Here is a 26,079-nt window from a genome sequence, read left to right on the forward strand (position 1 = left end):
GTATTCGTCTTGATGCATGTCGTTGTCCGACATGCATCAGCGGCTCTTCGAGGCAGGGATGAAGATTACGGTTCATGCCGTGGGCCGAATGAAAGCCGGCCCCGAGAAGCAGTTGGCCGACCGCTATTTCGAGCGTTTTGCCAGGAGCGGTCCTGCCGTAGGCCTCGAATTCGCCGGGATCGTCGAGATTGCCGAAGGTCGCGCGCAGACGGCCAATGAGCGCCGGCGCGAGGAAGGCCAGAAGCTGCAGACGCACTTGCAACCGGGCACGGCGCTGATGCTGCTGGATGAGCGCGGCAAGAACCTTTCCTCCGAGGATTTCGCCGGCCGCATAGGTTCGCTGCGCGATGGCGGGCGCAAGGCGCTGGTGATCGCCATTGGCGGCGCCGACGGCCATGACCAGTCACTGCGCGACCTGGCTGATCTGACGGTGTCGCTCGGCGCGCTGACCTGGCCGCATCAGCTGGTCCGCGTGATGCTGGGCGAGCAGCTTTACCGGGCGGCCACGATCCTTTCCGGTCACCCCTACCATCGTTCATGAAGTCGGCTCCGTCGGCGAATTGATGCCAGCCGCCCGGATTTTTGCCCCAATGCTCATCGACAGTTTGGCCTCATGGGGTTTGTCGATGACGGCCGGGGCTCGAACATGGTTGATGGTTCGTTAACGAAGCCGCGCATAGAGTTGGGCTTCAATGTCTGAAGACTGGAAATCACGAACGGGCTCCTGGCGCGTGCGCTACGGCATCGCCGTGGCGACGATCGCGCTTTCGCTCGGCGTCGCGCGGGCCGAGAACACGCTCGACCTGGCGCCCGACCCGGACCAGAGCCGCGCCGAATACGAAAAAGTATCGAAAGAGATCACGCTGTCGTCCGAGCGGCTGGCCAAGCTCGCCGCCGACATAGCGGCTGTCAAGAAGGACCACGCCTCGATCACCGCGGCGCTGATCCAGTCGGCGATGACCGAGCAGAAGCTCGGCCAGGACATCGAGGACATTGGCGGCAAGCTGGAAGGGCTGAAGGCGCAGGGGCAGAAGATCCGCGCCTCACTGGCCGCCAGACGCGACGTTCTGGCCGAAGTGCTCGGCGCGCTGCAGCGCATGGGGCTCAATCCGCCGCCGGCGATCCTGGTCAAGCCGGAGGACGCATTGTCGTCGGTGCGCAGCGCCATCCTGCTCGGTGCCGTGGTGCCGGAACTGCGCCAGCAGACCGACATGTTGCTGGCCGACCTCAAGGAGCAGTCGCGGGTGACGGCCTCGATCGAGGCCGAGCGGGCGCGGCTGACGGCAGCTGTCGGCGAGCAGGCGGCGGAAAAAAAGCGGCTCGGCATGCTGCTCGAAGCCAAGCAGAAGCTCGCCGCCGATACGCAAACCGCGCTGACCGCCGAAAAGCAGCGGTCCGCGACGCTGGCGGCCAAGGCCGGCAGCCTGAAAGAACTGATCGCCTCGCTCGAGGCCGACAGAGCCCGCAAGGCGGCGGATGCGGCCAAGGCAGCCGAGCAAAAGACGGCCGACGCCGACAAGGGCCCGGTATCGGCTGCGGCGCCGACGGAATTGGCCTCGCTGCCGGTGCCGGAGAGCAACAGGCTCACCGCTGCCGCGCCGTTTTCCGCGCTTCAAGGGCAAATCGCGCTGCCGGTCACCGGCAGGATCAAGCGGCGCTTCGGGGCCGACGACGGTAACGGCGCGGTGATGCTCGGTGACATGGTTGCGACACAATCGGGAGCCATCGTCACAGCGCCGGCGGATGGAAATGTGCTTTATGCGGGGCCTTTCCGCTCTTACGGTCAACTCTTGATCCTGAATGCGGGTGACGGCTATCATGTCGTCCTGGCGGGGATGAGCAGAATCAGCGTCGCGTCTGGCCAGTCGGTGCTCGCAGGTGAGCCGGTCGGCGCGATGGGAGAGGCCCGGGTGGCGAGCACCTCGGCATCGAAGAATGGAAATGCCACGCCGGAGCTCTATGTCGAGTTCCGCAAGGATGGAAAACCCGTCGATCCGGCCCCATGGTGGGCGGACCGTTTTTCTGGAAGGACGTGAATGATGCGGAAACTGTCGCTTCTGTTTGCCGGTGCGCTGATGGGTGCATCGGCGATGAGCCTGGTCTATGGCGCGCCCGGCTCGACAGCGAAGGCTGCGGGCTCCGAGACCTATAAGCAACTGGCGATCTTCGGCGATATCTTCGAACGGGTACGGGCGAATTATGTGACGCCGCCCGACGACAAGTCGCTGGTTGAAAATGCCATCAACGGCATGCTGTCGTCGCTCGACCCACACTCCTCCTACATGAATGCCGAAGAAGCGCAGGACATGCGCGTGCAGACCAAGGGCGAATTCGGCGGCCTCGGCATCGAGGTCACCATGGAGAACGACCTGGTCAAGGTGATCACGCCGATCGACGATACGCCGGCCGCCAAGGCAGGCGTGCTCGCCGGCGACTATATCGCCAAGATCGACGGCGAGGAGGTCCGCGGCCTGACGCTCAACGACGCTGTCGAGAAGATGCGCGGGCTGGTCAATACGCCGATCAAGCTCACCATCCTGCGCCAGGGCGCCGACAAGCCGATCGAACTGACCGTCGTGCGCGATATCATCAAGGTCAAGGCCGTCAAGTTCCGGGTCGAAAACGACATCGGCTACATGAAGATCACCTCCTTTACCGAAAAAACCTATGACGACCTCGAGAATGCCATCGACACCATCAAGAAGCAGGTGCCGAACGACAAGCTCAAGGGCTACGTGCTCGACCTGCGCCTCAATCCGGGCGGTTTGCTCGACCAGGCGGTGAGCGTGTCGGATGCCTTCCTCGACCGTGGCGAGATCGTCTCGACGCGCGGCCGCGACCCGAAGGACGTCACCCGCTTCGACGCGCGGGCCGGCGACGACATCGGCGGCAAGCCGCTGATCGTGCTCGTCAATGGCGGCTCGGCCAGTGCCTCGGAAATCGTCGCCGGCGCGCTGCAGGATCTGCGCCGCGCCACGGTGGTCGGCACGCAGTCCTTCGGCAAGGGTTCAGTGCAGACCATCATTCCGCTTGGCGAGAACGGGGCGCTGCGGCTGACGACGGCGCTCTATTACACGCCGTCCGGCAAGTCGATCCAGGGCAAGGGCATCACGCCCGACATCAAGGTCGACCAGCCGCTGCCGGCCGAACTGCAGGGCAGGGACCTGACGCGCGGCGAATCGGACCTCAAGGGCCATATCAAGGGCGCCGACGAAAGCACGACCGGTTCGGGTTCGGCAGCCTATGTGCCGCCGGAACCGAAGGACGATTTGCAGCTCATCTATGCCGAGCAGCTGCTGCGCGGCCAGAAGACGGATCCGGCGTTCCCGCCGAATCCGCAAAAGGCCGTGTTGAACCAGTAAGGGCGGGCAAGCCGGGCCAAACAGGTCTGGCTGCCTGAGCGAAGCGATGCGATGCTGCCGGGGCCGCGAGGCTCCGGCAGTTTGATTCGGGGGCCGCGGCCGGCATGCTGCGCGTCCAGTGAAGCAAGGGGACGCGCCGACATTTTGGATTTTGCGCCTCCGGAGAAGGTTTACTTCGGGGATGCGCGCCGGGGGGTGCGGGCTTGGCTGATATCGGCAAGGACATAGAACGACCTCTCGGACAGGCGATCCGGCTGCCGCGCTCAGGCAGCGGGATCAGCGCCGGTGCGGTCGCGGCCGCGCTTGTCGTGCTGTCCGTGGTCGGCGTCTCCAGCGCGATCGCCTTGCGAGACAAGCCGTTCCGGAAGCTGCAAGAAGTAGCCGTTTTGACGCCGAAGACGCCGGCGGCGGATACCGCCGCCGCGCCCGCCAAGGCGACGCCCGAAATGGCTGCGCCAGGCAACGCAAGCGGGGCCAACATAAGCGGGCCGAAGACGGGCGGTCCGCAGATCATCCATGTCCAGACCGAGGGGGGCGACGGTCCACCCGAGGCGGCCATAGTCATTCGCGACCCTTCGACGATCGGCCAGAACCTCAGGATCGCGCACATTCCCGACAAGGCGCTGGTCGAGGCCAGCGAAACCGGTCCGTTGCCGATCCGCGCCGCCGACGGCAGGCGCCCGTTCGATGTCTATGCGCGGCCGTGGTCCGGGGCTCGCGGTGCACGCGTCGCGCTCGTCATCGGCGGGCTTGCCGTGTCGCAGACCGGCACGCAGGCAGCCATAGCCAAGCTGCCGGCGGAAGTGACGCTGGCCTTCGCGCCGCAAGGCAACAGCATCGGCCGCTGGATGCAGGTGGCGCGGCAGAGCGGCCATGAGGTCATCATGCAGGTACCGCTTGAGCCGTTCGACTATCCGAACGTCAATCCCGGCCGTAACACGCTGACCGTGGCTGCAACGCCGGACGAGAATTTGAAGAATTTACGCTGGGCGCTGTCGCGAACGACCAACTACACCGGCGTCATGAACTATATGGGCGCCCGCTTTTCGGCCGACGCGACGGCGATGGGGCCGTTGATGGCCGAGCTTGGCAAGCGTGGTCTGGCCTATGTCGACGACGGTTCGTCGGCGCGCAGCCTGGCACCCGAACTGGCGCTGAAGGACGGCGTGCCGTTCGTCGGCGGCGATACGGCGATCGATGCGGTGCAGGACCGCGGCGCCATATTGAAGAAACTGGATGGGCTGGAAGCGACGGCACGGGCGAAAGGGTTTGCCGTCGGCATCGGCTCGGCTTTCGACCTGACGGTGGATACCGTGTCTTCCTGGGTGACCGAGGCCAAGAAGCGTGGCATCGAGATCGTGCCGGTTTCGGCGGTGGCCATAGATCCGGAAAAAGGCTGAGATGGCAAAGAACAAGCTCGTTGAGCCCGAGACGCTGCCCTACCGGCCCTGCGTAGGGGTGATGGTCCTCAATGAAGCCGGCCTGGTTTGGGTCGGCCGTCGCATTGCCGAGCCGGACAGCGAATTCGCTGGAACGACGCAGCTCTGGCAGATGCCGCAGGGCGGCATCGATGATGGCGAGGAGCCGCTGCCCGCGGCGGCGCGTGAACTTTACGAAGAGACCGGCATGCGCTCGGTGTCGCTGCTGGCCGAGGCGCCGCACTGGATCAAATACGACCTGCCGGCGCATCTGGTCGGCGTCGCCTTCAAGGGACGATATCGCGGCCAGACGCAGAAATGGTTTGCCTTCCGTTTCCACGGCGACGAAAGCGAGATCGCGATCTTTCCGCCGCCGGGTGGCCACAAGGCCGAGTTCGACCGGTGGGCGTGGCGGCCGATGCTGGAATTGCCGGGCCTGATCGTGCCGTTCAAGCGCAAGGTCTACGAAGACGTGGTGGCGGCGTTCCGGCACCTGGTGGCGTAGCCGCCGGCCTTCCGTTAAAACAGGTCGGCATGAACAACATCTCCAGCAAATCTCTTCCGCCGACCGTCACCCTGGGCGAACCGATCAGCGAAGCCGCGGCAGGGGCGATCCTGACCATCGATCTCGGCGCCGTCCGTGAGAACTACCGGCGGCTGAAGGCGCGGCTGGGCGGCGTCGGCTGTGCTGGAGTGGTCAAGGCCGACGGTTACGGGATTGGCGCGGCGCCGGTGGCGGCGGCGCTGATGGGTGAGGGCTGTAATACTTTCTTTGTTGCGCATTTGGCCGGCGGCATCTTGCTGCGTAAGGCGCTCGGCTCAGACCCGGCCATTTATGTGCTGAACGGCATTCCGCCGGGTGCGGAAAGGGAAGCGGTTGCGGCAGGGCTTTGCACCGTACTCAACAGCGTCAGCCAACTCGCGGCATGGCGCGAGATGGCCGGGCGGGTGGGCCGTAAGTTGCCGGCCGCCCTCCAGGTCGACAGCGGCATGTCGCGGCTCGGCATGACGCCATCCGAGGTGCAGGCAGTCGCGCAGGATCCGCAGGCTTTCGACGGTGTCCAACTGACGTTCGTGATGAGCCATCTCGCCTGCGCCGATGAACCCGAGCAGCCGGCCAACGAGCGGCAGCGGCTGGAATTCGAACGGCTGCGCCGGATGCTGCCGGAAGCGCCGGCTTCCTTTGCCAATTCATCAGGCATTTTTCTCGGGCAGCGCTATCACTACGACCTCGTTCGTCCGGGTGCCGCTCTCTATGGCGTCAATCCGACGCCGGCGAAGGACAATCCGATGCTGCCGGTGGTGCGATTGCAAGCCAAGGTCATCCAGACGCGGATATTGGAGGCCGGCGCCGGTGTCGGCTACGGTCACACTTTCCACACCAAGGCTCCGCTTGCCGCGGCGACGATTTCGCTCGGCTATGGCGATGGCTGGCATCGACTGGCCGCTTCCTCCGCCTGGCTCGAAAATGTGCGGCTGCCCTTCGTCGGCCGGGTTTCGATGGATTCGATCATCCTCGACATTTCCGCATTGCCGCCCGGCAGGCTGAAGGCCGGCGACCTCGTCGAACTCATCGGACCGTCGTCGCAGACGGTGGACCAGGTAGCCGGCCAAGCCGGCACCATCGGCTATGAGGTCTTGACCAGCCTCGGCCACCGTTTCCACCGGCGATATGTGAATGGCTAGGACGCAAGGTTGTTGTCCTCACGCATGTCTTTTCCCTAAGCATCGGCACTTGGCTGACGCCACAGAATCCGGCAGACATGAGGCGGCGATGATCCCGGTCTCGAATCCCGACGAGATGCCGCCGCGGAGAACCAAACGATGAAGATCTTCGTGCTGGGCGGCGGCGTGATCGGGGTCACCACCGCCTATTTTCTTGCCGAGGCCGGTCATCAGGTGACGGTGATCGATCGCCAGAAAGGCCCGGCGCTGGAAACCAGCTTTGCCAATGCCGGCGAGATCTCGCCCGGCTATGCCTCGCCCTGGGCCGGGCCCGGCGTTCCGTTGAAGGCCATCAAATGGCTTTTGATGAAGCACGGTCCACTGGTGGTGCGACCGGCCCTCGATCCGCATATGTGGATATGGCTGGTCAAGATGCTGCGCAATTGCACGGCTGAACGCTACGCGCTGAACAAGGCGCGCATGGTGCCGCTGGCCGAGTACAGCCGCGACACGCTGAAGGCGCTGCGCGAGGCGACCGGCATCGCCTATGAAGAGCGCGCCAAGGGCACGCTGCAGCTCTTCCGAACGCAAAAGCAGCTCGACGGCGTCGGCGGCGATGTCAAGGTGCTGAAGGCCTATGGCGTCCCCTACGAGGTCCTCGACCCCGACGGCTGCATTGCGGCCGAGCCTGGGCTGGCCGGCGTGCGCGAAAAATTCGTCGGTGGCCTGCGGTTGCCCGGCGACGAAACCGGCGACTGCAAGATGTTCACCGACAGGCTTGCCGAGCTTTGCGCGGCACGCGGCGTCACCTTCGAATACGACACGGAGATACGGCGCGTCGTCAAGAAGCGCGATCGCATCACCAACGTCAGCACCAGCAAGGGCTGGATGGTCGCCGATGCCTATGTGATGGCGATGGGCAGCTATTCGGCACGGTTCATGCGCATGCTGAAGCGGCCCATCCCGGTCTACCCGGTCAAGGGCTATTCGATCACCCTGCCGATCAAGGACGCCGCCGCCGCACCGGTCTCGACCGTGATGGACGAGAGCTACAAAGTAGCGATCACCCGGCTCGGCGACCGTATCCGGGTCGGCGGCACGGCGGAGATTTCCGGCTTCGACCTGCGGCTGCACGAATCGCGGCGGCGCACGCTCGAACATTCGGTCGGCGACCTGTTTCCGGGCAGCGGCGACATGCGATCGGCGACCTTCTGGTGCGGACTGCGGCCGATGACACCGGACGGGCCGCCGCTGATCGGCCGCACCGATTTCTCCAATCTCTATCTCAACACCGGCCATGGCACACTCGGCTGGACCATGGCCTGCGGCTCGGCCAAAGTTCTGGCCGACATCATCTCCAGCCGGGTGCCCGAGATCGACGTCGGCGATCTCGGGCCCGGACGATACGCCAAGTAAGACGCCCACCAGCTAAGACAGCCAGCGGCCGGCAGGCTCACGCGAACAAACCCCTGTCCCGTTCGACGGCCTTGGTAATGAAGCTCGCGACGACCTGAACGCGGCGCAGCGGCCTGACCGATTCATGATAGACCAGCCAGTAGGCGCGGCGTATGGGTGCGACGATATCGAGAGGCACCAGCTCCGGCATCGAGCGGGCAACGAAGGTGTGCAGGATGCCGATGCCGGCGCCGGAACGCACTGCTTCGGCCTGGCCGAGCGCGGAGGAAATAGCGAAGCTGGTGCGCCAGTCAGCGCTGAATTCGGCCGCGTAGTCGAGCGAGCGACTGACGATCAGGTCCGGCACGTAGCCGATCAGCGTATGCTGGCCTAGCTCGGCGGCGGTTCCGGGCAGGCCATGGGTGTCGACGTAGGCCCGCGACGCGAACAGGCCGAGCGTGTAGTCGACCAGCTTTCCCGCCACCAGGCGGCCTTCCGTCGGCCGTTCGACGGTGATGGCAATGTCGGCCTCGCGCCGGGACAAAGAGAAGGAGCGTGGCACCGGCACCAGCTGGATGGTGAGCTCACGGTGCAGAGCGGTCAACGCGCCGAGGCGCCTGGCCAAGAAGGCGACGCCAAAGCCGTCCGGCGCGCCGATGCGAACGGTGCCCGAGACGTCGTCGCCTTCGCCTGAAACGGTCGAGCGCGCGGCGATCATGTCGCCCTCCATGCGTTCGGCAATCTCGAGGAAACGCTCGCCCGCCGGCGTCAGCTCGCTGCCGGTGGTAAGCCGGCGAAACAGTTTTGTCCTGAGCGCATCCTCGAGGGCGGCAATGCGGCGCGAGACGGTCGCGTGATTAAGCTCCAGCCGCCTGGCGGCGCCGAGGATCTGGCCGGCCCGCGCTACGGCAAGGAAGATACGGGCATCATCCCAGTTCATGAGGGTGGTCCTGGCGATAACGATCAAAACCGCGTTCCTTCGTGCCCCCCTCTGTCCTGCCGGACATCTCCCCCTCAAGGGGGGAGATTGGCAGTTTCGCCGCAGGCGTCTTTCTTGCCGCGGTGAAGATTTCCGAAGGCGGGCGTGACAGCCAATCTCCCCCCTTGAGGGGGAGATGTCCGGCAGCACAGAGGGGGGCGGTGAAGGAACTCAATCTCAATCCTTGCTGCTGGGGACCTGCATTCTTCCTATTTGCGAGAATTGATGCTCTGCCGTCAACCGCTATCTATTCTCCGCACAACGGTTGCGTTTTCGCTCGCGTTGCCATCGCTCCCGCAAAGGCGGACAATGCCTCATCACGAACCAGGGAGAGAGACCATGATCGAATACGGTCATTTCATCGGCGGCAAGCGCGTCGCCGGAACCAGCGGCCGCAAGCAGGACGTCATGCAGCCGATGGACGGCACGGTGCGCGGCACGGTGGCGCTGGCTTCGCAGGCGGAATTGCGCGCGGCGGTCGAAAACGCCAAGGCCGCACAGCCCGGCTGGGCGGCGACCAATCCGCAGCGACGCGTACGCGTCCTGATGCGGTTCCTCGAGCTGGTCGCCAAGGAGTATGACGCGCTGGCCGAGATATTGGCGCGCGAACACGGCAAGACCATTGCCGACGCCAAGGGCGACATCCAGCGCGGCCTCGAAGTGGTCGAGGTCTGCATCGGTGCGCCGCATATGATGAAGGGCGAGTTCACCGATGGCGCCGGCCCCGGCATCGACGTCTATTCGATGCGCCAGCCGCTCGGCGTCGTCGCCGGCATCACGCCGTTCAATTTTCCGGCGATGATCCCGTTGTGGAAGATCGCGCCGGCCATCGCCTGCGGCAATGCCTACATCCTCAAGCCGTCGGAGCGCGATCCGGGCGTGCCGATGCGGATTGCCGAACTGTTCATCGAGGCCGGTCTGCCGGCGGGCATCCTCAATGTCGTCAACGGCGACAAGGAAGTGGTCGACGCCATCCTCGACGATCCCGACATCAAGGCCATCGGTTTCGTCGGCTCGACACCGATCGCCCACTACATCTATTCGCGCGGCTGCGCGGCCGGCAAGCGCGTGCAGTGCTTCGGCGGCGCCAAGAACCACATGATCATCATGCCCGATGCCGACATGGACCAGACCGTCGACGCGCTGATCGGCGCCGGCTACGGCTCGGCCGGCGAGCGCTGCATGGCGATCTCGGTGGCCGTCCCGGTCGGCAACGACACCGCCAACCGGCTGATGGAAAGACTGGTGCCGCGCGTCGAGAGCCTGAAGGTCGGTCCGTCGACGGATTCTTCCGCCGATTTCGGCCCGCTGGTGACGGCGCAGGCGCTGGAGCGGGTCAAGTCCTATGTCGACACCGGCGTCAAGGAAGGCGCCAAGCTGGTCGTCGACGGCCGCGGCTTTTCCATGCAGGGCTACGAGAACGGCTACTATATGGGCGGCTGCCTGTTCGACAATGTGACCGCCGACATGCGCATCTACAAGGAAGAGATCTTCGGGCCGGTGCTCTCGGTCGTTCGCGCACCGACCTACGAGAACGCAATCAAGCTCGCCAACGAGCACGAGATGGGCAATGGCGTCGCCATCTTCACCCGCGACGGCGACGCGGCGCGCGACTTCGCCTCGCGGGTTCAGGTCGGCATGGTCGGCATCAACGTGCCGATCCCGGTGCCGATCGCCTACTACACCTTTGGCGGCTGGAAGGCGTCCTCCTTCGGCGACCTCAACCAGCACGGGCCGGACGCGTTCCGCTTCTACACCAAGACCAAGACGGTAACGTCGCGCTGGCCGTCCGGCGTGAAGGATGGTGCCGAGTTCGTCATCCCGACGATGAATTAGCCGGACGGTTTTCTGTCTGCGCGTCCTCGCCTTCGGCTTGGGGCGCGCGGGCCGGCGTGAAGGATGGCGCCGAGTTCGTCATCCCGACGATGAATTAGCCGGACGGTTTTCTGTCTGCGCGTCCTCGCCTTCGGCTTGGGCGCGCGGGCCGGCGTGAAGGATGGCGCCGAATTCGGCATTCCGACGATGAACTGATCCAAATCGCAGAAAGCAAGAAAAGGCCCGGGCACCAAGCTCGGGCCTTTTTGTCGCGGTCTTCATCGGCATGAACACTAATGTGATGGAACCAAGAAGGCAGCAATCTTCTTAGGTTGCAGTCCTGCCGCGAAGGAGACGCTGGCAGATCAACCAACGGCGCTGGTGACGGCTCCGGGGGATATGTCCGGCGCAAAGGAGGTGTCAGATGACACGTCTCATGGCGACTATAGCTTGCGCTGCGATGGCCCTTTCCGCCGTCCCGGCAATGGCTGCCGAGCAATGCGCGGCTCGCGCCGATATGGTCAAGGCGCTCGGCGAGAAGTTTCATGAAAACCCAAGCGCGGTCGGCGTCGTCAATCCGAATGTGGTGCTTGAAGTCTTCGTTTCCGACAAGGGCACCTGGACCATCCTCGCCAGCGACACAAAAGGTCAAAGCTGCGTGATTTCAGTCGGCGAAGGCTGGGAAAGCGCGATGACGATAGCGGCGCTGCCAGGCACCTGAACGATTTATCACGGGTCTGCGCGCCTCGGCATGGCCGCGCAGCCTGTGGCCCATTCTTTTCGGCGACAGCCGTAAAACGGATCTGCAGGCGCCCGCTTGGGCGCCTGCTTGCGCTTTTCCATTGCCGATACCATATATCGAGAACATAATGGGAACATCTGGAATCGTTCCCACCAATGGCAGACCGGAACACAGAAAGGAACGACGCGATGATGATGACGTCGGAACCGGCCTGAATCGCTCCGGCAAAATGAGGCCGTCAAACCCCTCCTTTGCCGGAACGTGATGGCAAAGGAGGTGCCCTATGGCACGCAAATCGCTGTTGAGATGGGTGAAAACCCTGGTTCTTGCTGGCGCATTGGCGGTGGGTACGAACACCGCAGGCGCGCAATATCAATACTGCGTTGAACATGGCGAGCTCGTCGCCCATTTGAGCGAGAAGTTCCAGGAAAGGCAGTTTGCTTTGGGGCTGATCGGTCATGAGGCGGTCATGGAAGTCTTTGTCGCCGAGACCGGAACCTGGACCATCGTCGTCACCGATATCGCCGGCAGAAGCTGCATCGTCGCGGCCGGCGACAATTGGGAAAACGTGATGCCCCTGCCCGGCCAGGGCGCATGACGAAATGGCAGGCTCAGCGCGTAGCAGCCGCCTCGGCATGGCCGCGCAAAAGCGCCATCAGCCGCTTGGCGTCCTTGGCCGCGGCCTCTTCGTCGCTGGCGAGGATCGAACGGATCAGCGCGACATGATGCTCGGCGGATTCGGCCAATCCGGTATCGGCCTTGTAGCGGAACCAGAAGCGACGGCTATGGGTTTGCAAGGGTGCCGCCAGGCGCGCGGCGAACGGGTTGTCGGCAGCCAGCGCCAGCGCCTCGTCGAGCGCCTTGTCGGCCTGGATGAAGTAAAACACATTTTCCGAAATCACCGCTTTCTGCATGGCCAACGCTGCGTCATGAAACAGGTCGGCGGCCTCGCGGGTGACGAAGCGGGCGGCCGAGCGGGCAAGCACCACCTCGACGCCACGGCGGGCGTCGAGGACACGCAGCCAGTCGCCAGGGTGAAGCGGGGCAATGGCAATGCCGGCACGCGGCCGGACCTCGAGCAGCCCCTCCCAGGCCAGCCGCTGGATCGCTTCGCGCACCGGGGTGCGGCCGAGGCCGAGCCTGTCGATCAGCGCCCCCTCGGTGATGAAGCTCGCCGGCGCCAGTTCGAGAGTTACGATCATGTGCTCGAGCCTGCGGTAGGCCTTCGCGGTCGCCGGCTCGGAGCCAGGTCTGTCATATACCAATGCGAACATCTCCTGATATATTGTTGATATATCACATCAGATTCAACGTTGACAGCCGGCTTCTTAAGAAATATACGGCTGATATATCAGATGGAGCGATCGACATGTGGGCCGGAGTCTTCCCCGCCGTTACGACCAAATTCACCGAGGACGACGGCCTCGACCATGCCGAGATGGAGCGCTGCTTTGCGCTGCAGATGGAGGCCGGCTGTGACGGCATCATCGTCTGCGGGTCGCTCGGCGAAGGCCCGATGCTGTCGCACGACGAGAAGATCGCGGTGCTGAAGACCGCGCAGAAGATCGCCGGCAACAAACCGGTGCTGTTGACGGTCAACGAGGCCGGTACACGCGAGGCGGCGGCGATCGCGCGCCGCGCCGCCAAGGAAGGCGCCAATGGTTTGATGGTGGTGCCGAGCCCGATCTACCATACCAATGCCGAGGAGACGGTCGCGGCACTCAGCGCCGTCGCCGCGGCCGGCGACCTGCCGGTGATGATCTACTCCAACCGGCTTGCCTACCGCGTCGACGTCACCGTCGACCAGATGGAGGAGTTGGCGAAGGACCAACGCTTCGTCGCCATAAAAGAGTCCTCCGACGACATCCGCCGCTCGACCGAGATCATCAACCGCCTCGGCGACCGCTACGACCTGTTCACCGGCGTAGACAATCTCGCCTTCGAGGCGCTGTCGGTCGGCGCCATCGGCTGGGTGGCGGGCCTGGTCACCGCGTTCCCGCGCGAGACCGTCGCCATCTACCAGCTGATGAGACAGGGCCGCCGCGAGGAGGCGTTGAAGATTTACCGCTGGTTCCGGCCGCTGCTCGACCTCGACGTCTCGACCTATCTGGTGCAGAACATCAAGCTCGCCGAAGTGTTGGCGATCAACACCAACGACCGCGTGCGCATGCCGCGCCAGCCATTGTCGGGCGAGCGGCGCAAGGCAGTCGAAAAGATCGTCAGGGATGCGCTGGTGGTGCGGCCAGAGCTGCCGACATTCTGATCCGGTCGCTTTGAAGGCATTTGCAGATGTGCAGCGCGGCGCATGGCAATGAATGATAATGCTACGCTCGATGTCGCCATCATTGGTGGCGGCATCATCGGCATCTGCGCCGCCGCCTTTCTGGCCGAGGCGGGGCGAAACGTCACGATCTTCGATCGGACGGGGATCTGTGAGGAAACCAGCTCCGGCAATGCCGCTGCCTTTGCCTTCTCCGATGTGCTGCCGCTCGCCCACAAGGGCATGATCAAGCAGTTGCCGAAATGGCTCGCCGACCCGCTCGGCCCGCTCAGCATCCCACCCGCGTATCTGCCGAAGCTGCTGCCCTGGCTGGTCCGCTTCTGGCGCGCCGGCCGAAGCGACCGCTTTGAAGCCGGCCTTGCCGCGCAGGCCGGGATGATGAAGCTCGCCGAGGCGGAATGGATGGGCTTGCTCGACCGTTCCGGCACACGGCCGATGCTGCATGAGGACGGCTCGCTCGAACTCTACGACAGCGAGGCCGAGTTCAAGGCCTCGCTGACCGGCTGGGCGGCAAGGCAGCGCTTCGGCATCGGCTTCAGCCATGTCGAGGGGAGCGCTCTCACAGCCCTGCAGCCCGGTCTGTCGCCGCGCTTCGTCAAGGGAACGTTCGTGCCGGGGTGGAAAACCGTTGCCGATCCCAAGCTGCTTGGAAAGGCCTTGTGGGCCTATGCCGAGAGGTTGGGCGCCGGGTTCGAAAGGGCCCGGATCGAGCGTGTCAAGGCGGGACAGGACGGCGCGATCTTGACAACGGCCGACGGCACGCGGCGACGGGCGAAGCACGTCGTCATCGCTGCCGGGGCCTGGTCGCATCTGCTGGCGAGACATCTCGGCGACGGAATCCCGCTGGAGACCGAGCGTGGCTACAACACGACGTTGCCGAAGACTGCCTTCGACGTAAAGCGGCAATTGATCTTCTCCGGGCATGGCTTCGTCATCACGCCGCTCGAGACGGGCCTGCGCGTCGGCGGCGCGGTCGAACTCGGCGGCCTTGAGAGGCCGCCCAATTATGCGCGCTCGAAAGCGCTGCTCGAAAAGGCGCAGAAATTCCTGCCGGGACTGGATCCGGCCAATGGACGCGAATGGATGGGGTTCCGGCCGTCGCTGCCGGATTCGCTGCCGGTGATCGGGCGGTCGCAACAAACGCCGTCGGTGGTGTATGGTTTCGGCCACGGTCACCTCGGCCTGACCCAGGCTGCGGCGACCGGGCGCTTGATCCGCGAGCTCGTTCTCGGGCAGAATCCATCGCTCGATCTCGGCCCGTTCAGCCCGCAACGGTTTTGAGTTCGAAGACATTCAGTTGGGAGCCGGCATGGCCAAGAATTCCTTCTTCTGCATAGACGGCCACACCTGCGGCAATCCGGTGCGGCTGGTCGCCGGCGGTGGGCCTTTGCTCAAGGGCTCAACGATGATGGAGCGGCGAGCGTATTTCCTGGCCGAATATGACTGGATCCGCACCGGGCTGATGTTCGAGCCGCGCGGCCATGACGTGATGTCCGGCTCGATCCTCTATCCGCCGACGCGTGAAGATTGCGACATCGCCATCCTGTTCATCGAAACCTCGGGCTGCTTGCCGATGTGCGGCCACGGCACCATCGGCACGGTAACTTTTGCCGTCGAGCATGGGCTGATCAAGCCGAAGACACCGGGCGTGCTCAGGCTGGATACGCCGGCGGGCCTGGTCGTAGCGGAGTACAGCCAAGTCGGCGACTATGTCGAGGAGGTGCGCATCACCAATGTGCCTTCCTTCCTCTATGCCGAGGCACTGACGGTCGAATGCCCCGGGCTCGGCGAGATCAGCGTCGATGTCGCCTATGGCGGCAATTTCTACGCCATCGTCGAACCGCAAAAGACCTATCGCGACATGGCCGACCATTCGGCCGGCGAACTGATCGCCTGGAGCCCGGTGGTGCGGCAGCGGCTCAACGAAAAATATACTTTCGTGCATCCGGAGAATCCCGGCATCAACACGCTGTCGCACATATTGTGGACCGGCGCGCCGACCAACCCGCAAGCCGATGCCCGCAACGCCGTCTTCTACGGCGACAAGGCAATCGACCGGTCGCCCTGCGGCACCGGCACCTCGGCGCGGATGGCGCAGCTTCACGCCAAGGGCAAGCTTGGGGTCGGCGACGACTTCGTCCATGAATCGATCATCGGTTCGTTGTTCAAGGGCAGGGTCGAGAAAGAGGTCACCGTCGCCGGCAAGCCGGCAATCATTCCGTCGATCGGCGGGTGGGCGCGGATGACCGGATTGAACACGATCTTCATCGACGACCGCGACCCGTTCGCGCACGGCTTCGTCGTCAAATAGAGAAAACGCTGACGCAGGGGAAAGAAAGAGAGCGCAAACGGATTGCCTTCGACGGCGCAACGATCCCGCTCATCAACTTATTTTGACGGCGATTTCTTCGAAATGGAGCGCATGCTGCGATTGAATCGTCAAAGACATTGCGTTAGGCCAATGGTAGGGTCCGCGATGGTCCAGGGGCCGGATAGGAAAAAACGGGCAATCCGATGGCGTGCGACGAAAACACCCATGGCGATTGAAAAATCACGTTGCAATCCGGGCTCGAAACTTTACGACTAGGGGCAATACGAAAAGGAATGCGTCTGCATGGGCGACATTCCAGGGGAGCCACGACAGCATGCAGTATTTTGTCCAGCAGCTTATCAATGGGCTGACGCTGGGATCGATCTATGGGTTGATTGCGATCGGCTACACGATGGTGTACGGCATCATCGGCATGATCAATTTCGCCCATGGCGACATCTTCATGGTCGGCGCTTTCACCGCCCTCATCGTTTTCCTTATCCTCGGTGCGTTGTTCTATTCGGTGCCGATCGTCGTTGCGCTGCTGATCATGATGATCGTGGCGATGCTTTTGACCGGCCTCTACAACTGGACTATCGAGAAAGTGGCTTACCGGCCGCTGCGCGGTTCGTTCCGGCTGGCGCCGCTGATCACCGCCATCGGCATGTCGATTGCCCTGTCCAATTTCGTCCAGGTCACGCAAGGGCCGCGCAACAAGCCCGTCCCGCCGATGGTCTCCAAGGTTTATTCGATCGCGGGCATCAGCGTGTCGCTGAAGCAGATCATCATCGTCCTGGTCACCATAGTCCTGCTGGCGCTGTTTTGGTATCTGGTCAACAAGACCTCGCTCGGCCGGGCGCAGCGCGCCTGCGAGCAGGACCGCAAGATGGCGGCACTGCTCGGCGTCGACGTCGACCGCACCATCTCGATCACCTTCATCATGGGCGCCGCGCTTGCCGCCGTCGCCGGCACGCTGTTCCTGATGTATTACGGCGTGGTGGTGTTTTCCGACGGTTTTACGCCCGGTGTGAAGGCGTTCACCGCCGCGGTGCTCGGCGGCATCGGCTCGCTGCCCGGCGCCGTGCTCGGCGGGCTGATGATCGGCTTCATCGAGAGCATGTGGTCGGCTTATTTCTCGATCGACTACAAGGATGTCGCGGCGTTCTCGATCCTGGCGATCGTGCTGATCTTCCTGCCTTCCGGCATTCTCGGCCGGCCAGAAGTCGAAAAGGTCTGAGATCATGGCGGTTACCGTGTCTCCGGAAAGCACCGTCGTCGCCACCCCGGTCCAGCGCGCTTTTCGCGAAGCGCTCTATGCCGGCGCCGTCGCGCTTGGCCTGTTCGTGCTGTTCATCGGCCTGAAGACCGACCAGAACATCTCCAACGAGTTGATCCTGGTGCAGCGCTGGGGCCTGCTCGCCGCCGTGGTGATCGCCACCATGATCGGCCGGTTCCTCTACGTCGCCTATGGCCAGCCTTTCATGGCCAACCAGAAGATCGCCGATGTCGCCACCGGCCTGCTGCCAGACAGTGTGGCGACGCGGTTCTTCCGGTTACCATATTTCTTCGCGGCGATCGGTATTGCGGTCGTTCTGATTCTTCTGGCCAGCTCCCTTGACGGGCTGGTGGGGCCGGATCTTGCAGGTTATGCACGTTTCGTGCGAGCGCTAGCGATCATCTATGCGCTGGCTTGGGTGATCTACTATTTCCGTGCCTTCATCCATGCCCATTTTTCGGCGCTCGGCATAACCGCGCTGGCGCTCTATCCGATCATCGTCGTGCTGGTGCTTGCTCTCTATACGGGTTCGATGGTGGGCGGCTTCCAGGGCTCGCTGAAATGGGTCGACAATTTCGGCATCCAGATCCTGATCTACGTGATGCTGGCCTGGGGACTGAACATCGTCATCGGCCTCGCCGGCCTGCTCGATCTCGGCTATGTCGCTTTCTACGCGGTCGGTGCTTACGCCTACGCGTTGCTCGGCACGCATTTCGGCCTGTCGTTCTGGATCCTGCTGCCCGCCGCCGGCCTGATGGCTGCGTTCTGGGGCGTCATGCTCGGCTTCCCGGTGCTGCGCCTGCGCGGCGACTATCTGGCCATCGTGACGCTCGCCTTCGGCGAGATCATCCGGCTGGTGATCATCAACTGGCGCGAAGTGACCAACGGTTCGGCCGGCATATCCGGCATCCCGAAGGTTTCATTCTTCGGCCTGATATCGTTCAATGTCTCGGACCCCAACTACATCGCCAAGGTGTTCGGCATTGCCCAATCGGGCGCCTATTACAAGATCTTCCTCTATTACCTGATCCTCGGGCTCTGCCTGCTGACCGCCTTCGTCACAATAAGGCTGAGGCGCATGCCGGTCGGCCGCGCCTGGGAAGCGCTGCGCGAGGACGAGATCGCGTGCCGCTCGCTCGGCATCAACACCACCACCACCAAGCTCACCGCCTTTGCCACGGGCGCCATGTTCGGCGGCTTCGCCGGCTCGTTCTTCGCCGCACGGCAAGGCTTCGTCAGCCCGGAATCCTTCGTCTTCCTGGAATCGGCGATTATCCTCGCCATCGTCGTGCTCGGCGGCATGGGCTCGCTGGTCGGTATCGCCGTCGCCGCGCTGGTGATGATCGGCGGCACCGAAGCGCTGCGTGAACTCGATTTTCTGAAGCGGATATTCGGCCCCGATTTCACCCCGGAACTCTATCGCATGCTGTTGTTCGGCATGGCGATGGTCATCGTCATGCTGTGGAAGCCGCGCGGCTTCGTCGGCAGCCGTGAACCGACAGCCTTCCTCAAGGTTCGCAGGGCCGTGTCGGGGTCCTTCACCAAGGAGGGGCACGGCTGATGAACGCGAGCCCCTCCGTGACCGACGCCATCCTCCAGGTCGAGCATCTGTCGATGAAGTTCGGCGGTCTCGTCGCCATCGGCGACCTGTCCTTCCAGGCCAAGCGCGGCGAGATCACCGCGCTGATCGGTCCGAACGGCGCCGGCAAGACCACTGTGTTCAATTGCATCACCGGTTTCTACAAACCGTCCGAAGGCATGATCACGCTCAACCGGCGCGACGGCTCCAGCTTCCTGCTCGAACGTCTGCCGAACCATGAGATCCCGGCGCGCGCCAAGGTGGCGCGCACGTTCCAGAACATCCGCTTGTTCTCGGGCATGACGCTGCTGGAGAACCTTCTCGTCGCCCAGCACAACAAGCTGATGAAGGCGTCCGGCTATACCATTCTCGGCCTGTTCGGCTTCAGCGGCTATAGGCAGGCCTCGGCGGAGTCGGTCGAACTGGCCAGGCACTGGCTGGAGAAGGCCGATCTTGTCGAACGCGCCGACGATCCGGCCGGCGATCTGCCCTATGGCGCACAGCGGCGCCTCGAAATTGCGCGCGCCATGTGTACCGGCCCCGAACTTCTGTGTCTCGACGAGCCGGCCGCCGGCCTCAATCCGAAGGAATCGGCGGCGCTCAATGCGCTGCTGATGGACATCAAGAAAAACACGTCGATCCTTTTGATCGAGCACGACATGTCCGTGGTGATGCAGATTTCCGACCACGTTGTGGTGCTCGAATATGGGCGCAAGATCTCCGACGGCAGTCCGCAATCGGTGCGGACCGATCCGCGCGTCATCGCCGCCTATCTCGGTGTTGACGACGAGGAGGTCGAGACAGTGCTGAGCGAAGTCGGCGACGAAGACGTCATCGAGCAATTGGATACGGGTCCGGATGCCGCCCACGGCCCAGGCACATCGTCTTCGTATCTCGCCGGACCGGTTACCGACACGGTCGGCCACAGCGAGGGCGAGCGCGTCACCGTGTCAAAGGGCGCTTCGAAGGCCGGCCAGATCGATGCAAGGTCGAGCGCTGCTGCAAAGTCCGGATCGCCGGCCAAAGCCAAATTGGCCGCGAAATCTTCCACGGCAAAGCCGGGCAAGGCTCCGGCGAAGTCGAAAACTCCCGGCACCTCCAATCGGCGTGGAGGGCGTAAATGATGGCCGGCACAACGCTGCTCGATATCAAGGGCGTCCAGACCTACTACGGCAATATCAGGGCGCTGAACGGCGTCGACGTCACCGTCAACCAGGGCGAGATCGTGGCGCTGATCGGCGCCAACGGCGCCGGCAAGTCGACGCTGATGATGACCATCTTCGGTGCTCCCCGCGCCCGCGCGGGTACCATCACATTCGCCGGTACCGACATCACCCAACTGCCGACGCATGAGATCGCGCGCATGCGCATCGCCCAGTCGCCGGAGGGTCGGCGCATCTTCCCGCGCATGACGGTGATGGAAAACCTGCAAATGGGCGCCAGCCTCGACAACCTCGAGCATTATGACGAGGACGTCGAGAAGGTGTTCACGCTGTTCCCACGCCTCAAGGAACGCACTGCCCAGCGTGGCGGCACGCTATCCGGCGGCGAGCAGCAGATGCTGTCGATCGGCCGCGCGCTGATGGCCCGGCCGAAGCTGCTCTTGCTGGATGAGCCGTCGCTTGGCCTGGCGCCGCTGATCGTCAAGCAGATCTTCGACGCCATTCGCGAGCTGAACCGCACGCAGGGGCTGACCGTGTTCCTGGTCGAGCAGAACGCCTTCGGGGCGCTAAAGCTCGCCACGCGCGGCTATGTCATGGTCAACGGCAATGTGACGATGAGCGGCACCGGCAAGCAACTGCTTGCCAATCCGGAAGTGCGCGCCGCCTATCTCGAAGGCGGTCACCACTGAGTTCAGGAGACATCAATCATGCAGGGCATTCTCTATGAGGAACCCTCGATCTGGCAATTCTTCTTCGTCACCTGCCTGCTTGGCGGGTGGGCAGTGTGGATGACGGGCAAGGCCAGTGCCCAGACATGGCGCGGCTTTGGGCATTTGTTCGCCTATATCCTAGGCCTGGGCATCGCCGTCAGGTTCATTCACCACGCGCTGTTCGGCGGCACGATGTTCTCGCTGCATTATTATGTCGTCGACACCATAGTGCTGATGATATTGGGTTTCGTCGGTTATCAATACACGCGCACCAATCAGATGGTAACGCAGTATAATTGGCTCTATGAAAGAGCATCGCTTTTGAGCTGGAAACCAAAAGGTGACGTTCATCATTAACGTCGTCTCGGGGATGAATCGGCGTGACAAGTGCCTGAAAATCGGCAAAGTACCTTTTCTGCGAGTAAGAGTGGGCATCGCATGAAAGAAACATCCACGCCCACTCGGTAAATGGGAGCGTTTTACATGAAAAAGTCACTCTTGTCCGCCGTCGCCGTGATCGCGCTTGTCGCGTTCAGCGGCAGCGCGTGGGCTGACATCCTGATCGGCGTTGCCGGTCCGATCACTGGCCCGAACGCAGCATTCGGCGCGCAGTTGCAGAAGGGCGCCGAACAGGCTGCCGCCGATATCAACGCGGCTGGCGGCATTAACGGCGAGCAGATCAAGATCGAGGTCGGCGACGACGTGTCGGATCCGAAGCAGGGCATCTCGGTCGCCAACAAGTTTGTCGCCGATGGCGTCAAATATGTCGTCGGCCACTTCAATTCGGGCGTCACCATTCCGGCGTCAGAGGTCTATGCCGAGAACGGCATTCTCGTCATCACGCCTTCCGCTACCAACCCGAAGCTGACCGAGCGGGGCCTGTGGAACACGTTCCGTACCTGCGGACGCGACGATCAGCAGGGCAAGGTTGCCGGCGACTACCTCGCCGCGCACTTTAAGGACGGCAAGATCGCCGTCGTCCACGACAAGACGCCTTACGGCCAGGGTCTCGCCGACGAAACCAAGAAGGCACTCAATGCTGATGGCGTGACCGAAGCCATGTATGAGGGCATCAATGTCGGCGACAAGGACTTCTCGGCGTTGATCGCCAAGATGAAGGATGCCGGCGTCAACGTCGTCTACTATGGCGGCCTGCACACCGAGGCCGGCCTGATTATGCGCCAGCTCGCCGATCAGGGTCTCAAGGCCCAGTTCATGTCCGGCGACGGCATCGTGTCGAACGAATTGGCCTCCATCGCCGGCGATGCCGTCGACGGCACGCTGATGACGTTCGCTCCCGATCCGCGCAAGAACCCGAACGCCAAGGAACTCGTGGAGAAGTTCCGCGCCGCCGGTTTCGAGCCTGAAGCCTATACGCTCTACTCCTACGCCGCGCTGCAGATCGTCGCCGCCGCCGCCGACAAGGTCGGCTCTTCCGACGACGCGCAGAAGGTTGCGGAAGAGATCAAGAAGAGTGGCCCGTGGAAGACCGCCATCGGCGACATCGGCTATGACGCAAAGGGCGACATCACCCGTCCCGACTACGTCATCTACACTTGGAAGAAGGGTGACGACGGCAAGTACACCTACTTCGAACAATAAGCCGGCAAACGCCTGCAGCCCAAAAAATGCCCGGCGCCTCGCGCCGGGCATTTTTCATTTGTCTTTTGCTTCATCGCATGGGCGCAAGATTTTAAATCGGTTTAGTGACGTATCCATTTTTGTTTGCACTGCAGCATTTTCGCGCTAATCATGTCCGGCAGTTCCCTTCCCCGCGTCCGGAGCCCTGTCCTTGGCAATCTCGAAGATCCTTGTCGCCAACCGCTCCGAAATAGCCATCCGCGTCTTCCGCGCGGCAAACGAGCTCGGCCTCAAAACCGTGGCGATCTGGGCAGAGGAGGACAAATACTCCCTGCATCGCTTCAAGGCCGACGAAAGCTACCAGGTCGGGCGCGGGCCGCATTTGGCCAGGGATATGGGGCCGATCGAAAGCTATCTGTCGATCGAGGAGGTTATCCGCGTCGCCAGGCTATCGGGCGCCGATGCCATACATCCAGGGTACGGCCTGCTGTCGGAAAGCCCGGAATTCGCCGAAGCCTGCGCCAAGGCCGGCATCATCTTCATCGGGCCAAAGCCGGATACGATGCGCAGGCTGGGCAACAAGGTCGCCGCCCGCAATCTCGCAATCGAAGTCGGTGTGCCGGTAATTCCCGCTACCGATCCCTTGCCGGATGACATGGCGGCGGTGAAAGAACTCGCCAAGACGATCGGCTACCCGGTGATGCTCAAGGCATCCTGGGGCGGCGGCGGCCGCGGCATGCGCGCCATCCGCTCCGAGGCCGATCTCGCGCGCGAGGTGATGGAAGGCAAGCGTGAGGCGAAGGCGGCTTTCGGCAAGGACGAGGTCTATCTCGAAAAGCTGATCGAGCGCGCGCGCCATGTCGAGGTGCAGGTGCTGGGCGACACGCATGGCAACGCCGTGCACCTGTTCGAGCGCGATTGTTCGATCCAGCGCCGCAACCAGAAAGTGGTCGAGCGGGCGCCGGCGCCTTACCTCGAAATGTCACAGCGCGAGGAGCTTTGCGGCTACGCGCTGAGGATCGCGCGCGAGACCAGCTATATCGGCGCCGGCACGGTCGAGTTCCTGCAGGATGCCGATACCGAAAAATTCTATTTCATCGAGGTCAATCCGCGCATCCAGGTCGAGCACACCGTCACCGAACAGGTGACCGGCATCGACATCGTCAAGGCGCAGATCCATATCCTCGACGGCTTTGCCATCGGCACGGCGGAATCGGGCGTGCCGGCGCAGAAGGACATCAGGCTCAACGGTCACGCGCTGCAGTGCCGCATCACCACGGAAGATCCCGAGCATAATTTCATCCCCGACTATGGCCGCATCACCGCCTATCGCGGTGCCACCGGCTTCGGCATCCGCCTTGATGGCGGCACCGCCTATTCGGGCGCGGTCATCACCCGTTTCTACGATCCGCTGCTGGAAAAGGTAACGGCTTGGGCGCCGACGCCGGCCGAGACCATCGCCCGCATGAACCGGGCGCTGCGCGAATTCCGCATCCGCGGCGTGGCGACCAACCTCACGTTCCTCGAGGCGATCATCAATCACCCGAGCTTCGCCGACAATTCCTACACCACCAAGTTCATCGACACGACGCCGGAACTGTTCGCCAGTGTGAAGCGGCAGGACCGCGCGACCAAGCTGCTCAACTACCTTGCCGACGTTTCGGTCAATGGTCATCCCGAGACGCGCGGCCGGCCGCAGCCAAAGGCCGATGCGGCGCCACCGGTGGTGCCATATCTCAACGGTAATGTGCCTCAAGGCAGCAAGCAGAAGCTCGACGTGCTCGGGCCGGAAAAATTCGCCGCGTGGATGCGCGAACAAAAAGAGGTGCTGGTCACCGACACGACAATGCGCGACGGGCATCAATCCCTGCTCGCGACGCGTATGCGCACCTATGACATCGCCGGAATCGCCGGCACCTATGCGCGCGCTCTGCCGCAGCTTCTGTCGCTCGAATGCTGGGGCGGCGCCACATTCGACGTCGCCATGCGCTTTCTCACCGAAGACCCATGGGAGCGGCTGTCGCTGGTGCGCGAGGCAGCACCCAACCTTGTGCTGCAGATGCTCCTGCGCGGTGCCAACGGCGTTGGCTATACCAACTATCCCGACAATGTCGTCCAGCATTTCGTCCGCCAGGCCGCTGCCGGCGGCATCGACCTGTTCCGGGTCTTCGACTGCCTGAACTGGGTCGAGAACATGCGCGTGGCCATGGATGCGGTCGGCGCCGAGGGCAGACTGATCGAAGCGGCGATCTGTTATACCGGCGACATACTCGATCCGGCGCGGGCCAAATACGATCTGAAATACTATGTCGGCCTGGCCAGGGAATTGCAGGCGGCAGGCGCCCATATCATTGCCGTCAAGGACATGGCTGGGCTTCTAAAGCCGAGCGCTGCCCGCGTGCTGTTCAAGGCACTGCGCGAGGCGACGGACCTGCCGATCCACTTCCACACCCACGACACATCCGGCCTGTCGGCGGCAACCGTGCTGGCGGCGGTGGAAAGCGGCGTCGACGCCATCGACGCGGCGATGGATTCGCTGTCGGGCAACACCTCGCAGCCGTGCCTCGGTTCGATCGTGGAGGCGCTGAAGGGCACCGAGCGCGATCCGGGCCTCGACCCGCAGTGGATCAGGAACATCTCGTTCTACTGGGAGGCGGTGCGCAACCAGTATTCAGCCTTCGAAAGCGACCTGAAGGGGCCGGCATCGGAGGTCTATCTGCACGAAATGCCGGGCGGTCAGTTCACCAACCTCAAGGAACAGGCGCGCTCGCTCGGGCTGGAGACACGCTGGCACGAAGTGGCGCAGACCTATCACGACGTCAATCTGATGTTCGGCGACATCGTCAAGGTGACGCCGTCGTCCAAGGTCGTCGGCGACATGGCGCTGATGATGGTGAGCCAGGACCTGACCGTCGCCGACGTCGAGAATCCGGCGAGGGACATCGCCTTCCCGGATTCGGTGGTGTCGATGTTGCGCGGCGATCTCGGCCAGTCGCCGGGCGGCTGGCCAAAGCCATTGCAGAAGAAGGTGCTGAAGGGCGAAAAGCCGATCACGATGCGGCCGGGTTCGCTGCTCAAACCGGCGGACCTCAAGGCCAGTCGCACGGAGGTCGAGGAAAAGCTCGAGCGCAAGCTCAGTGAGTTCGAGTTCGCGTCGTGGCTGATGTATCCGAAGGTGTTTTCCGATTTTGCCGCCGCGCAGGAGACCTACGGGCCGGTCAGCGTGCTGCCGACGCCGACCTATTTCTACGGCATGAAGCCGGAAGACGAGATTTTCGTCGACATCGAAAAAGGCAAGACGCTGGTGGTGCGCTGCCTTGCCATCGGCGATGTCGACGAAAAGGGCATGGTCACCGTGTTCTTCGAGCTCAACGGGCAGCCGCGCCGGGTGAAGGTGCCGGACCGGGCGCATGGCGCGTCCGCCGCCAAAGCACGGCGCAAGGCGGAGCCGGGCAATGAGGCGCATGTCGGCGCGCCGATGCCTGGCGTCGTCTCGGCGCTTGCGGTCGCTGCCGGCCAGGCGGTGAAGGCCGGCGACGTGCTGCTGTCGATCGAAGCGATGAAGATGGAAACGGCGTTGCATGCCGAACGCGACGGCACCATAGCCGAGGTGCTGGTCAAGGCCGGCGACCAGATCGATGCCAAGGATCTGCTGATCGCGTTCGGGTGAAATAGGCCGGCGTCAGAGAGACTTGTCGGCGCCTGGCAGCAGCCCTTCATGCCGCATCGATAGTACCTTGACCCGCCGCGCCCGGTCGGGCATCGAACCGCTGCAATTCGCCGCTCGGGTCACCCCGAGTCG

21 protein-coding genes and 1 pseudogene are annotated in these 26,079 nt (G+C 63.3%); 20 read left to right on the forward strand and 2 right to left on the reverse strand.

Features of this window, described 5'->3' with window-relative positions; translation table 11 throughout:
- The first annotated feature begins 58 nt into the window (after positions 1-58).
- From rlmH to NKJ20_RS05285, 7 genes are all read left to right on the forward strand, one after another.
- Positions 59-541: a 23S rRNA (pseudouridine(1915)-N(3))-methyltransferase RlmH gene (rlmH, locus tag NKJ20_RS05255; protein ID WP_023678067.1), complete on the forward strand. Its 483-nt coding sequence runs from the start codon at positions 59-61 to the stop codon at positions 539-541.
- Positions 542-692: 151 nt separating this feature from the next.
- Positions 693-2,036 carry a murein hydrolase activator EnvC family protein gene (locus NKJ20_RS05260; RefSeq protein ID WP_352742929.1) on the forward strand — a complete coding sequence of 448 codons (1,344 nt, stop codon included), beginning with the start codon at positions 693-695 and terminating at the stop codon, positions 2,034-2,036.
- Entirely contained in the window at positions 2,037-3,362 is a 1,326-nt protein-coding gene (locus NKJ20_RS05265; protein ID WP_023678065.1) for a S41 family peptidase, read from the forward strand.
- A 203-nt stretch (positions 3,363-3,565) separates the two neighbouring features.
- A complete protein-coding gene (locus NKJ20_RS05270) occupies positions 3,566-4,762 on the forward strand; it encodes a divergent polysaccharide deacetylase family protein (RefSeq protein ID WP_352742930.1) in 1,197 nt (398 codons plus the stop codon).
- 1 nt (position 4,763) lies between these two features.
- Entirely contained in the window at positions 4,764-5,285 is a 522-nt protein-coding gene (locus NKJ20_RS05275; protein WP_352742931.1) for an RNA pyrophosphohydrolase, read from the forward strand.
- A gap of 29 nt (positions 5,286-5,314) precedes the next feature.
- Positions 5,315-6,466: an alanine racemase gene (gene alr / locus NKJ20_RS05280; RefSeq protein ID WP_352742932.1), complete on the forward strand. Its 1,152-nt coding sequence runs from the start codon at positions 5,315-5,317 to the stop codon at positions 6,464-6,466.
- 138 nt (positions 6,467-6,604) lie between these two features.
- On the forward strand, positions 6,605-7,861 hold the full coding sequence (locus NKJ20_RS05285) for a D-amino acid dehydrogenase (protein WP_502894785.1): 1,257 nt from the start codon (positions 6,605-6,607) through the stop codon (positions 7,859-7,861).
- Between the two features lie 37 nt (positions 7,862-7,898).
- On the opposite strand, the gene NKJ20_RS05290 is transcribed toward NKJ20_RS05285, so the two are convergent.
- Complete coding sequence (locus tag NKJ20_RS05290) at positions 7,899-8,780, reverse strand: LysR family transcriptional regulator (RefSeq protein ID WP_352742934.1); 882 nt, start codon at positions 8,778-8,780, stop codon at positions 7,899-7,901.
- Between the two features lie 378 nt (positions 8,781-9,158).
- On the opposite strand from NKJ20_RS05290, the gene NKJ20_RS05295 reads away from it, so the two are divergent.
- From NKJ20_RS05295 to NKJ20_RS05305, 3 genes are all read left to right on the forward strand, one after another.
- Positions 9,159-10,655, forward strand: coding sequence for a CoA-acylating methylmalonate-semialdehyde dehydrogenase (locus NKJ20_RS05295; protein ID WP_352704739.1), 1,497 nt, complete (start codon positions 9,159-9,161; stop codon positions 10,653-10,655).
- A 403-nt stretch (positions 10,656-11,058) separates the two neighbouring features.
- Positions 11,059-11,355, forward strand: coding sequence for a hypothetical protein (locus NKJ20_RS05300; RefSeq protein WP_352450871.1), 297 nt, complete (start codon positions 11,059-11,061; stop codon positions 11,353-11,355).
- 304 nt (positions 11,356-11,659) lie between these two features.
- On the forward strand, positions 11,660-11,974 hold the full coding sequence (locus NKJ20_RS05305; RefSeq protein ID WP_352450870.1) for a hypothetical protein: 315 nt from the start codon (positions 11,660-11,662) through the stop codon (positions 11,972-11,974).
- A gap of 13 nt (positions 11,975-11,987) precedes the next feature.
- Here the strand turns inward: NKJ20_RS05305 and NKJ20_RS05310 are convergent, their stop codons facing one another.
- Complete coding sequence (locus NKJ20_RS05310) at positions 11,988-12,578, reverse strand: GntR family transcriptional regulator (protein WP_502900811.1); 591 nt, start codon at positions 12,576-12,578, stop codon at positions 11,988-11,990.
- Between the two features lie 167 nt (positions 12,579-12,745).
- On the opposite strand from NKJ20_RS05310, the gene NKJ20_RS05315 reads away from it, so the two are divergent.
- The 10 genes and pseudogenes from NKJ20_RS05315 (at position 12,746) to pyc (ending at position 25,947) form a co-directional block, all read left to right on the forward strand.
- On the forward strand, positions 12,746-13,639 hold the full coding sequence (locus tag NKJ20_RS05315; protein WP_352450868.1) for a dihydrodipicolinate synthase family protein: 894 nt from the start codon (positions 12,746-12,748) through the stop codon (positions 13,637-13,639).
- 48 nt (positions 13,640-13,687) lie between these two features.
- Positions 13,688-14,938 (forward strand): NAD(P)/FAD-dependent oxidoreductase, encoded by a 1,251-nt coding sequence (locus NKJ20_RS05320; protein WP_352742937.1) that lies wholly within the window; start codon positions 13,688-13,690, stop codon positions 14,936-14,938.
- 28 nt (positions 14,939-14,966) lie between these two features.
- Entirely contained in the window at positions 14,967-15,968 is a 1,002-nt protein-coding gene (locus NKJ20_RS05325; protein ID WP_352742939.1) for a 4-hydroxyproline epimerase, read from the forward strand.
- A 334-nt stretch (positions 15,969-16,302) separates the two neighbouring features.
- On the forward strand, positions 16,303-17,205 hold the full coding sequence (locus NKJ20_RS05330; RefSeq protein ID WP_352450865.1) for a branched-chain amino acid ABC transporter permease: 903 nt from the start codon (positions 16,303-16,305) through the stop codon (positions 17,203-17,205).
- 82 nt (positions 17,206-17,287) lie between these two features.
- Positions 17,288-18,805, forward strand: a pseudogene (livM, locus tag NKJ20_RS05340) (high-affinity branched-chain amino acid ABC transporter permease LivM); the annotation flags it as partial.
- A complete protein-coding gene (locus NKJ20_RS05345) occupies positions 18,805-19,947 on the forward strand; it encodes an ATP-binding cassette domain-containing protein (protein ID WP_352742941.1) in 1,143 nt (380 codons plus the stop codon). The pseudogene livM and the gene NKJ20_RS05345, both read left to right, overlap by 1 nt.
- Entirely contained in the window at positions 19,947-20,675 is a 729-nt protein-coding gene (locus tag NKJ20_RS05350) for an ABC transporter ATP-binding protein (RefSeq protein ID WP_352743009.1), read from the forward strand. The genes NKJ20_RS05345 and NKJ20_RS05350 overlap by 1 nt, the downstream gene beginning before the upstream one ends.
- 18 nt (positions 20,676-20,693) lie before the next feature.
- On the forward strand, positions 20,694-21,053 hold the full coding sequence (locus tag NKJ20_RS05355; protein WP_352450863.1) for a DUF6867 family protein: 360 nt from the start codon (positions 20,694-20,696) through the stop codon (positions 21,051-21,053).
- A 126-nt stretch (positions 21,054-21,179) separates the two neighbouring features.
- Positions 21,180-22,298 carry a branched-chain amino acid ABC transporter substrate-binding protein gene (locus NKJ20_RS05360; RefSeq protein ID WP_352742943.1) on the forward strand — a complete coding sequence of 373 codons (1,119 nt, stop codon included), beginning with the start codon at positions 21,180-21,182 and terminating at the stop codon, positions 22,296-22,298.
- Between the two features lie 190 nt (positions 22,299-22,488).
- On the forward strand, positions 22,489-25,947 hold the full coding sequence (pyc, locus tag NKJ20_RS05365) for a pyruvate carboxylase (RefSeq protein ID WP_352742945.1): 3,459 nt from the start codon (positions 22,489-22,491) through the stop codon (positions 25,945-25,947).
- Positions 25,948-26,079: the final 132 nt, after the last annotated feature.

It is taken from the genome of Mesorhizobium sp. M0185 (assembly GCF_040322175.1).
In the GTDB taxonomy this organism is placed as follows: domain Bacteria; phylum Pseudomonadota; class Alphaproteobacteria; order Rhizobiales; family Rhizobiaceae; genus Mesorhizobium.

Excerpts from the sequence above, each read along its gene's own strand:
- rlmH (WP_023678067.1), top strand. The coding sequence starts at position 59 with ATGAAGATTACGGTTCATGCCGTGGGCCGAATGAAAGCCGGCCCCGAG.
- NKJ20_RS05260 (WP_352742929.1), top strand. The coding sequence starts at position 693 with ATGTCTGAAGACTGGAAATCACGAACGGGCTCCTGGCGCGTGCGCTAC.
- NKJ20_RS05265 (WP_023678065.1), top strand. The coding sequence starts at position 2,037 with ATGATGCGGAAACTGTCGCTTCTGTTTGCCGGTGCGCTGATGGGTGCA.
- NKJ20_RS05275 (WP_352742931.1), top strand. The coding sequence starts at position 4,764 with ATGGCAAAGAACAAGCTCGTTGAGCCCGAGACGCTGCCCTACCGGCCC.
- alr (WP_352742932.1), top strand. The coding sequence starts at position 5,315 with ATGAACAACATCTCCAGCAAATCTCTTCCGCCGACCGTCACCCTGGGC.
- NKJ20_RS05285 (WP_502894785.1), top strand. The coding sequence starts at position 6,605 with ATGAAGATCTTCGTGCTGGGCGGCGGCGTGATCGGGGTCACCACCGCC.
- NKJ20_RS05290 (WP_352742934.1), bottom strand. The coding sequence starts at position 8,780 with ATGAACTGGGATGATGCCCGTATCTTCCTTGCCGTAGCGCGGGCCGGC.
- NKJ20_RS05295 (WP_352704739.1), top strand. The coding sequence starts at position 9,159 with ATGATCGAATACGGTCATTTCATCGGCGGCAAGCGCGTCGCCGGAACC.
- NKJ20_RS05300 (WP_352450871.1), top strand. The coding sequence starts at position 11,059 with ATGACACGTCTCATGGCGACTATAGCTTGCGCTGCGATGGCCCTTTCC.
- NKJ20_RS05305 (WP_352450870.1), top strand. The coding sequence starts at position 11,660 with ATGGCACGCAAATCGCTGTTGAGATGGGTGAAAACCCTGGTTCTTGCT.
- NKJ20_RS05310 (WP_502900811.1), bottom strand. The coding sequence starts at position 12,578 with ATGATCGTAACTCTCGAACTGGCGCCGGCGAGCTTCATCACCGAGGGG.
- NKJ20_RS05315 (WP_352450868.1), top strand. The coding sequence starts at position 12,746 with ATGTGGGCCGGAGTCTTCCCCGCCGTTACGACCAAATTCACCGAGGAC.
- NKJ20_RS05320 (WP_352742937.1), top strand. The coding sequence starts at position 13,688 with ATGAATGATAATGCTACGCTCGATGTCGCCATCATTGGTGGCGGCATC.
- NKJ20_RS05325 (WP_352742939.1), top strand. The coding sequence starts at position 14,967 with ATGGCCAAGAATTCCTTCTTCTGCATAGACGGCCACACCTGCGGCAAT.
- NKJ20_RS05330 (WP_352450865.1), top strand. The coding sequence starts at position 16,303 with ATGCAGTATTTTGTCCAGCAGCTTATCAATGGGCTGACGCTGGGATCG.
- NKJ20_RS05345 (WP_352742941.1), top strand. The coding sequence starts at position 18,805 with ATGAACGCGAGCCCCTCCGTGACCGACGCCATCCTCCAGGTCGAGCAT.
- NKJ20_RS05350 (WP_352743009.1), top strand. The coding sequence starts at position 19,947 with ATGGCCGGCACAACGCTGCTCGATATCAAGGGCGTCCAGACCTACTAC.
- NKJ20_RS05355 (WP_352450863.1), top strand. The coding sequence starts at position 20,694 with ATGCAGGGCATTCTCTATGAGGAACCCTCGATCTGGCAATTCTTCTTC.
- NKJ20_RS05360 (WP_352742943.1), top strand. The coding sequence starts at position 21,180 with ATGAAAAAGTCACTCTTGTCCGCCGTCGCCGTGATCGCGCTTGTCGCG.